The 7,630-nt window shown below is 58.1% G+C and carries 7 protein-coding genes and 3 pseudogenes; 5 read left to right on the forward strand and 5 right to left on the reverse strand.

What is annotated here, in order from left to right:
• The first annotated feature begins 217 nt into the window (after nucleotides 1-217).
• The 5 genes and pseudogenes from NKJ17_RS33040 to NKJ17_RS33060 all read left to right on the forward strand — a co-directional run.
• Entirely contained in the window at nucleotides 218-1,159 is a 942-nt protein-coding gene (locus NKJ17_RS33040) for a Vgb family protein (RefSeq protein ID WP_352691887.1), read from the forward strand.
• A gap of 350 nt (nucleotides 1,160-1,509) precedes the next feature.
• Nucleotides 1,510-1,809, forward strand: a complete 300-nt coding sequence (locus NKJ17_RS33045; RefSeq protein WP_254816945.1) for a DUF1236 domain-containing protein — start codon at nucleotides 1,510-1,512, stop codon at nucleotides 1,807-1,809.
• Between the two features lie 623 nt (nucleotides 1,810-2,432).
• Nucleotides 2,433-2,915 (forward strand): YidB family protein, encoded by a 483-nt coding sequence (locus tag NKJ17_RS33050; RefSeq protein ID WP_352509915.1) that lies wholly within the window; start codon nucleotides 2,433-2,435, stop codon nucleotides 2,913-2,915.
• 34 nt (nucleotides 2,916-2,949) lie between these two features.
• Nucleotides 2,950-3,366, forward strand: coding sequence for a DUF4112 domain-containing protein (locus NKJ17_RS33055; RefSeq protein ID WP_352691889.1), 417 nt, complete (start codon nucleotides 2,950-2,952; stop codon nucleotides 3,364-3,366).
• Nucleotides 3,367-3,742: 376 nt separating this feature from the next.
• Nucleotides 3,743-3,940: pseudogene (locus tag NKJ17_RS33060) on the forward strand (IS110 family transposase); the annotation flags it as partial.
• 783 nt (nucleotides 3,941-4,723) lie between these two features.
• Here the strand turns inward: NKJ17_RS33060 and NKJ17_RS33065 are convergent.
• The 5 genes and pseudogenes from NKJ17_RS33065 to NKJ17_RS33085 all read right to left on the reverse strand — a co-directional run.
• The gene (locus NKJ17_RS33065; RefSeq protein ID WP_352509912.1) at nucleotides 4,724-4,909 is read right to left on the reverse strand and encodes a hypothetical protein; all 186 of its coding nucleotides are present in this window, start codon (nucleotides 4,907-4,909) and stop codon (nucleotides 4,724-4,726) included.
• Nucleotides 4,910-5,190: 281 nt separating this feature from the next.
• The gene (locus NKJ17_RS33070) at nucleotides 5,191-5,418 is read right to left on the reverse strand and encodes a hypothetical protein (protein WP_352509911.1); all 228 of its coding nucleotides are present in this window, start codon (nucleotides 5,416-5,418) and stop codon (nucleotides 5,191-5,193) included.
• A gap of 697 nt (nucleotides 5,419-6,115) precedes the next feature.
• Nucleotides 6,116-6,502, reverse strand: a pseudogene (locus tag NKJ17_RS33075) (HipA domain-containing protein); the annotation flags it as partial.
• A pseudogene (locus tag NKJ17_RS33080) lies at nucleotides 6,475-6,612 on the reverse strand (pyridoxamine 5'-phosphate oxidase family protein); the annotation flags it as partial. The pseudogenes NKJ17_RS33075 and NKJ17_RS33080, both read right to left, overlap by 28 nt.
• Nucleotides 6,613-7,258: 646 nt before the next feature.
• Nucleotides 7,259-7,630, reverse strand: a 372-nt coding sequence (locus NKJ17_RS33085; protein ID WP_352691892.1) for a hypothetical protein, incomplete at its 5' end; no start/stop codon positions are given.

The following is a 7,630-nucleotide window of genomic DNA, read 5'->3' on the forward strand; positions in this document are numbered from 1 at the left end:
TACGACCGATGTGCTCACACCTTCCTGTCGGCGATCGCCTTCGCTGCAGCCTTCATCTTCTGGATCAATGAGTCCTGACCCTAGCCGGCCCCGCGAAGCGGAAGACGCTTGAACAACAACCATCCTAGCCGTGATGCCAGGGGTGCTTGCGTTTGGCCGCTACTTGGAATGACCAGAGCCAGTACGGCGAGGTGGAATTCCCCTGATGGAGGGGCAAATGGGAATCCAAACAGCAACATACGCGATCGCTCTTTCGATAGCAGCTTCGGCTTGGGCAACTCCGGCAGCTCCCGAGGAAAAACCCCCTGAGGTGCTCATAGAAGCGACAATAGAGCGTGGCGGCGATTTCTTAGCCTTCGGTTTTGACTCTCTCTGGATGATGAGTGGCCGTAAGCTTGTTCGGATCAATCCAGACGACAACTCTGTTACCGACATTCCCATTGAGGGGGCTGTCGGCAGTTACCGCGGGATTTCCATCGGCGAGGGCGCCGTCTGGGTGCCGGATGTCGGCAGCAAGACAATCTACAAGGTAGACCCGCGCGCAAACAAAATCGTCCTGCAAATACCGTCCCTCCTATTCGACAGCGAAGGTAGCATCGGAGTCGGTGAAGGTGCCGTATGGGCCGTCACCGGTAGCAATGGCCAGATCCTGGCTCGCTATGATGCTCAGAATGGGAACGAGGTCGCGAAGGTACCGCTGCCATCTGCCAGCTCCGGCGTAGTCGCAGACTTCGGGTCCGTCTGGGTTACAGGAACTGCGAAAAGTGAATTGTACCGTGTCGATCCGAAAACGAATCAGATCGTTACGACAACTGCTCTCAACCCAGAGCCGCGGTTCCTGACGTCCGGCGAAGGATCGATCTGGGTCCTCAATCAGGGCGACGGAACCGTCCAGCGGATCGATGGCAAAACCGGTGAGGTTCTCGCCACCATCGAGGCTGACGCCGCCGGAGAGGGCGGCGATATAGCAGTCGGAGGCGGCTTTGTCTGGCTATCAACGATACTCGTCCCGGTCATTCGCATTGACCCGAATACGAACTCGTTCAGTGGCAAGTTCAAGCGCCCATCCGGAGTGTACCTAGGCGACGCTATCCGTTATGGAGATGATTCGCTATGGATCTCCGGCAACTCGATCTTCCGCATCAAGCCGCCGGGATAGTTCGTTACCGCGTGGCTCTTGAGCTTTTGGCGCGAACTCGATTCTGTCCGTTGTTGGCGGATAACCGATGGGGTCAACAAGCTTAGTTGCGGACTTTTTCAACACTATCGAGCCCTTCCGGACCAGCAGCACGCGTAAGCCTCCGGAAGGCGTCAAGAAGCGGCCGGCTACTCAATGGGTCAGCCTGGGGTGAAGCTGCGCATTAAACATCTGCGGGGCGAGCACAAATATATCCGTGACGCTTCGCATGGTTTAAGCCCCTTCGAGGAACGTTCGTTGATTGGCTCGCGTTGAGGTGAGCTTGGCGCGATGAAGATTGCGTCCCGGCAAATTCCAACAAGGAGACAGCTATGAGAATGCATCTTTCCACCGCAGCCGCGGGATTTTTGCTGCTGGCCGGCATTGGTGCCGCTGCTGCTCAGGACGTGATCATCGAACCTCAGCAGGAAACCGTCATCAAGGAATACGTGAAGAAGCAGCCGCTCGCATCGGTGAAAATCCCTGGAGTGGAGCTTAATATCGGCTCGCCCCTCCCAGACACCGTGGAGCTTCACGAGGTCCCGAACGTCAAATACCGTTATGTTGTGGTCGACGGCAGAACCGTCCTTGTCGATCCCGGCACACGCAAGATTGTCAAAGTCTACGACTGATCTGATCTTGGGATCGCTGGCCCCGATGGCCACGGCAAAGCGTCAATAGTCCGGGTCAGCCGCTCGACAGTCTCGATGATCGCTTTTGCAAGCGCCTCGCCCTCATGCACCGGCAACGGTCCATAGAGCAGGTTGACTGCCTCCTCGCTCGGCAGCACGCCGGCCGATCGCCATACGCACGAGCTGCAGGCCGGTTCTTTCTCCGTAGATGTAATTTTCATCCATCGCCAGGATACTGGCGCTGGGTTGTCGATCGTCAAGACCGGCCGGCGCGCATCATGGCGCGGGCGATGGCGAGCTGCGCCTCGACCTTGGCGTTTTCCTTCTGCGTCAGGTTGTCGGCGGCGATCAGGCGCTTCGAGGAACGCATGATCTCTCCGCGCCGAAGCGGCCTCGCCCGAGCCAGTTATCCGATCACCCGCTCAGATTTTTGTACCAAACACTCGCCCCCTCGTACTAAGGAACAAATCCGCTCATGCTCAATCGCCGACGAAAGCCAAGTTCTTTCAAAGTGATAGTGGGAAACCGCAAACTCCAGCGTGCGTCCTGCACAATATTAGATCGTCGTTCGCGGAACTTTTGCCAGGCGGAGCCCTTTTTCAAGTTGGAATAAGGAGGAACCAATGGCAAATCTGGGAAAACTAGCGATCGCGATGCTTGGGGTTCTAGCCTACCAGAACCGCGACAAGATAGGAGACATGATCCGTCGCGCGCGGGAACGCGATCCAAACAATCCGCAAGGTGGAATGGTCGATCAACTGTCCAAAGGTGTGTCGGGCACCGCTCTCGGCGACATCCTCGAACGATTCAGAAATGTGGGTGCGGGATCAAAGGTAGACTCTTGGGTGAGCACTGGACCGAACCAGCCAATCGAGCCACGCGAGGTGGAGATGGCCATAGACGAGGATACGCTCACGTCTCTTTCTATGCAGACCGGTCTTTCGCGCGAGGAGCTCATTGCCAGGATCACGCGAGATCTGCCTGAGGCGGTCAATCAGATGACCCCGAATGGTGAAATGCCCCCAGCTGAGCCGACGCAGGGCTCGGATGAAACGACCCTGCTCGACGACGTGCCCCCGGGTTGGACGCAGGCTAAGGGTAACTGATCAATGATCCAGCCGGCGCGAGCGAAAATCTAGAATGACTGCCCTGGATCGAGAAGACCTGATACTTCGCCGCAACCGTTCAAAGCCAGCGAAGAGCGCGCAGGGCTTTGGCGAGCTTAAGGCAGCGACAGCAATTGACGAGTTGGATCTCTTGGCCGGTCTACTCGATTCCCGCTGGCGCGTCCCCGGAACTTCAATACGTTTTGGAATGGACGCCTTGGTCGGCCTAGTCCCTGTCCTGGGAGATGCAGCATCAGGCCTGGTTTCAGCTTACATCGTCTTACAAGCGCGTAACTGCGGTGCTGGGAGTGGCCTGATCGCTCGCATGTTGGGGAACGTGCTGCTCGATACGGTTGTGGGGAGCGTTCCTATCCTAGGTTCGATCTTCGACGTATACTTCAAGGCGAATAATCGCAACCTCAGGCTGCTTCGCCGACACCTCCAAAGGTAAGCCAACTGCGATTACCGATTCCGACCGCCCGTCATTTCAGACGATGCTGAGCGCTAGTACCTTGGCACGCGTGTTGGCAGGGAGTTTCTCGGGAACGGCATGCGCCACGCACATTAGTCCAAACGCATCGGCACCATGAGAAGCCCAGTCGTGGTTAGGACCAAGACCGATGTTGCGCGCGTCGTCGCGTAGCGTTACGACCGGTTTCAAGAAATGGCGCGACTGCGCCCATTAACCAGCCCGCAGCTTCGATCGACCGAGAGCCCGGTAACCCTTTCGGCTGAAATCCTGGGCGGCCCTCTCAGCCCATTGTTGTTACATTCGCTTGCTCGTGTTGAGCGCTGCCGCGGCGGAGGGTGGCATGGGAGAAGAATCATGCCTAACAGGAACAGAGGCCACATCGGCCGCGCTGGATATGGCCGCGAACAAGACCGATGCGAATGATGCGAATGGCCTGGCACATCTGGCCGAGGTTGGTTTCTACCGAGAAGTTCGGGTCAAGGGTTTCGACAGCATGCTGATCCGCACGCTGATCACCGCACGGCGCCAGCTTCTCAAGATGCGGTTGCAGATACCGTCGACGATGGTCTTCTGATTGGCGGCGCCTGCAAGCGCAACACCAACAACATCACGTGGACCACCTTACGGAGCGGGGCGAAGACACTCAGGGCAGGCACCGAAGAAGCTGGGGTTGGGACTTTCCGACAAATGCCCAGACCAATCGCGCCCTCTGTTTCACGAGCACCGGCAAAGATCTTGTCTCAATGCTGCTGCAGTCGTTTCCGAAGTATTAGTCAGGGTGGAACTTTAGTGATTTCTGATGATTGTCTGTGATCAGCGAGTGCGCCCCCTCAGCGCCCGCTGCAGACGGGCCAAAAGCCCGATCGGGCCCGCGTTCTCCGCCAGAGGCGCGGGCTTTTTTTGTTGTCTGGGGGAACACGGTCGGCGACAATGGTTCGGTCGGCGACAAAAGCCCGTACCGTCAGATCGAGGACAATAATGCGGGAGAGGCGATACTTATCTGATAAAGAAAAATCCGACAGACAGGAGCGCACGTCGGATGCTGCACGGGCTTTCACCGACATTGAGCGCATCGCGCGAGATGCAAAGACGGCTCGGCTACGGGAGCAACGACTTACGGCCGAAACCGCTCCTGCTGCTGCGCTGGCATCGAAGCCGAAGCTGAACCGAAAAGGCAAGAAGGCCAAGTAGGCACGCTGCACCAGACAGACCTCTTATGGAACGCAACCTTGAGACGCGGATTAGGCATCTGCAGCATTGCTACGAGACCGATGCTGAGATCGGTGTCCTCCGGTCGGCCCGCGTCCTCTCCCGGAGGGTGGGGGCCATCCTTGTGTCACGACTTTGCCGGCGGCGTTTGGCGCTTCTTCAGGATCCGTGCCTCGCGCAGCAATGATGCGCGATCGGTCCCAATCATTTCAATCAGATCGCTTGCCTGCGCCTCCGTTATACCGGTCTCCTCCGCGAGGCCCTTCGCCTGAGCCTCCTTGAGTCGCTCGCGGCTGGGCTTGTCATCTCCCACTTTGAAATTCCTTTCCGACGGTATTATCGTACCAATCATCGAGAGGGTGACTTGTTCCTCGAACCGCCGACTAAAGTCTGATCGGCAACCGCCGACTAAGGTCCGATCGGCTCAATCCGACTCGCAATTGCTCACCGGGCCTGCATCGTTGGAAGCACGCCTCGCTGCAGGATTTTCGGGAAGAAGGAACTTAATCCCATTCGCCAGCTTATGGCTGGATGAGCACACGTGGCATCAACTTCTTCGAGAAATGGATGGCAGAGCATCTGCCTAACGCAAGGTCAAGCGATCCGTTCGCTATTAGGAATCTTGCCGACCAGGCCCTGAAAGCGGCTGAGGAGAGCGGCATCAAGGCACACGAGATCGAAGAGGAGGTCGGGAACGTTTTCGACGTCATTGTCGCCGCCATGCTGCATCGTGAAGGCGGCATGGTGGAAGCGACTTGCATCCGGCCGACAGACCGGGGACAGTGAATTCGGTGCGGCGACCCCATCAACGGAGATCGCCATGCATGCTGACCACGAATTCTGAAGAGCAATCTGTCGAGCTTTCCTCGCGGGGCTGTCCGCCGAAGCCGCACTCACCGTTGCGAGAACAAGTACGAGGCAGCCGCGCGTCGCATTATTGGCGCTCAGTTTTGAACGAATCGATCTCGTCGCGAAGCTCGCGGACCTCTCTCTAAGCTCTGTATGCGGTTCGCTGCTTCTCGGCCGTTGTCATCCGCCAAGAGTGCCGCTTTCGAAAGAGTGCTTATTGATGCGCCTTGTCCGTTCAGGTCGTCCGCATGCTGATTCAAAAGATCCACGTGCTCATTGTGGAGGCAAAGCAGATAATCAATGGCCCCGTTTACGTCGCTCCTCATTTGGAAGCACGTAGCAGAGGCGGGAGTGGCACAGATCCCAGCCAGCGCCGCTATTCCAATAACCTTCAGCATTTGCCCCTCCCAAGTGACGTGAAGCAAATCACCAATGGGAGGTCCGCGCAAGCTTCCCGCCCTCGGACGACCTAAGCCATGTCGCGCAGCGGCTTTCTGCGCTTTGGCGCCCTGTACTTCTCAACCAGCCTGACCTTGCTGATATCGACCGTCACCAGCGATCGTCAGCCCGATCAGGGGCGTTTGGCTCGAGTCGAATCCAAAGCGGGCTGTCCTGCGCCTGGTCGGGCTCGCCAGGAACATGGCTGCAGCAAGTCGAAGGCCGGGACGCGCGGCGCCAGAGCCCTTTTGAGATCATCGTGCTCGAAAGCGATCGCCATCCCGTTGATCTCCGCCGGTCGCGCCCCCGCGGCCTTGGCAAAATCGCGCCTGGTCGACGTCACCACGGCGACCGTTCGCGCCTGCGGGAGCGTCAGCGCGAAGAACCCGGCGGCGCTCTCCAGAAGACCAAGCGAACACGAATCGATGTTGGTCGTCAGAACCCGCGGCTCTAGATCCGTCGGGACCGGATTGAGATCGTAGGCAGGCGATAGCGACCATCATGCCCTTCCCAGCCAAAGGAAGCCGTGATTGCGCAGGTGATCGTCGACGTTGGAAATCAGCACGTTGAAGGCGAAACGGCGATAGAGGGCACGCGATCGTCTCGCGCCAGATTCTCCGCCTTCTGGCTATCCAGGCCGCAGAGGAAATAGAGCGTAAGGCCTTCGTTCACGTAGCCGACGGTCGCCGCCTGCGGCCAGCCGTCCGGCCTCAGCGTTGCAATTGTCATTCGGCGATTGTCCTCTATAGGGGCTTTGAACTAACTCCCCTCGCGACCGTGCGCGTACTGGTCCCAAAATTACCGTCCCCAATACGGCTAATGGCCTCGATTACCACGCCATAGCAAAAACATCGGCACCACTCAAACGAATGGCAATTATCTGTCGGAATGCGTTTAGGGTCCATTCACGGAGACCCACGCTTCGGTCGCGGGGGACACAGTAACTTCCCCTTTAAAGGCGTCGAGATTGCCACGAGCACCGAAAAGTCAGTTCCTTAGACCTAAAGATCGAGCGATCTGCCAGCGGGTTGTCGATCAGATAGTCGCCGACGCGAAATCGTACAGCACCTTGATAGACAGCCAGATTCTCGCCTCGACCACGCTGTCTCTCTTTAGATCCGGGGTCGGCAATGAAGCGAATTTGCTGGCACATGTTCGCGCGCGCCGCCATGACTTCATGAAGCAGGCCGGCACTGCTTCGCCGGAAACCGGACCTTAGGTTCATCGCCCGCCCTCTGCCTTGCCGTAGGGGCTCGGGTTGGTGTCGGGCGTATAAATCAGTCCAACGCGCTTGCCGCCGCACTTGGCGCATTTCAGCTTCGGAATGAGATCGTCCGCCATCGCTGCATCCGGGCCGAGCTTGGCCCTCAGCTTCTCAAGCGGCTGGTTTTGGTGACACCGCGGATTGTGGCAGGACGCAGTGAGCCGTGTCTTCGAGTCGATCAGAGTTTGCGGGGTCCAGCCTTTTGCCACGCCCCTGTCCCCGGAACCGTTCGGTAGTCCAGCGGATCTTCCCGTCGACCTTCACCGGCTTATGGATCACCAGGCGCTTGGGAAGGTGCTCCGGATGTACTTCGAGCAGGGTGATCTTCACCGTCAGCTTGCAGCGGCTGCAGTCGAACTTCAGTTTCAGCGGGTCGACGCCGCCGCCATATACCATCATCAGGTCAGCCGAACGGCAGTAGCGGACATTGCCGCAACTGCATTCCGCCTTCACAAGCATGTTGTGCCGGGTTGCCTTGCCCAG

Source organism: Mesorhizobium sp. M0208 (assembly GCF_040322015.1).
Classification (GTDB): domain Bacteria; phylum Pseudomonadota; class Alphaproteobacteria; order Rhizobiales; family Rhizobiaceae; genus Mesorhizobium.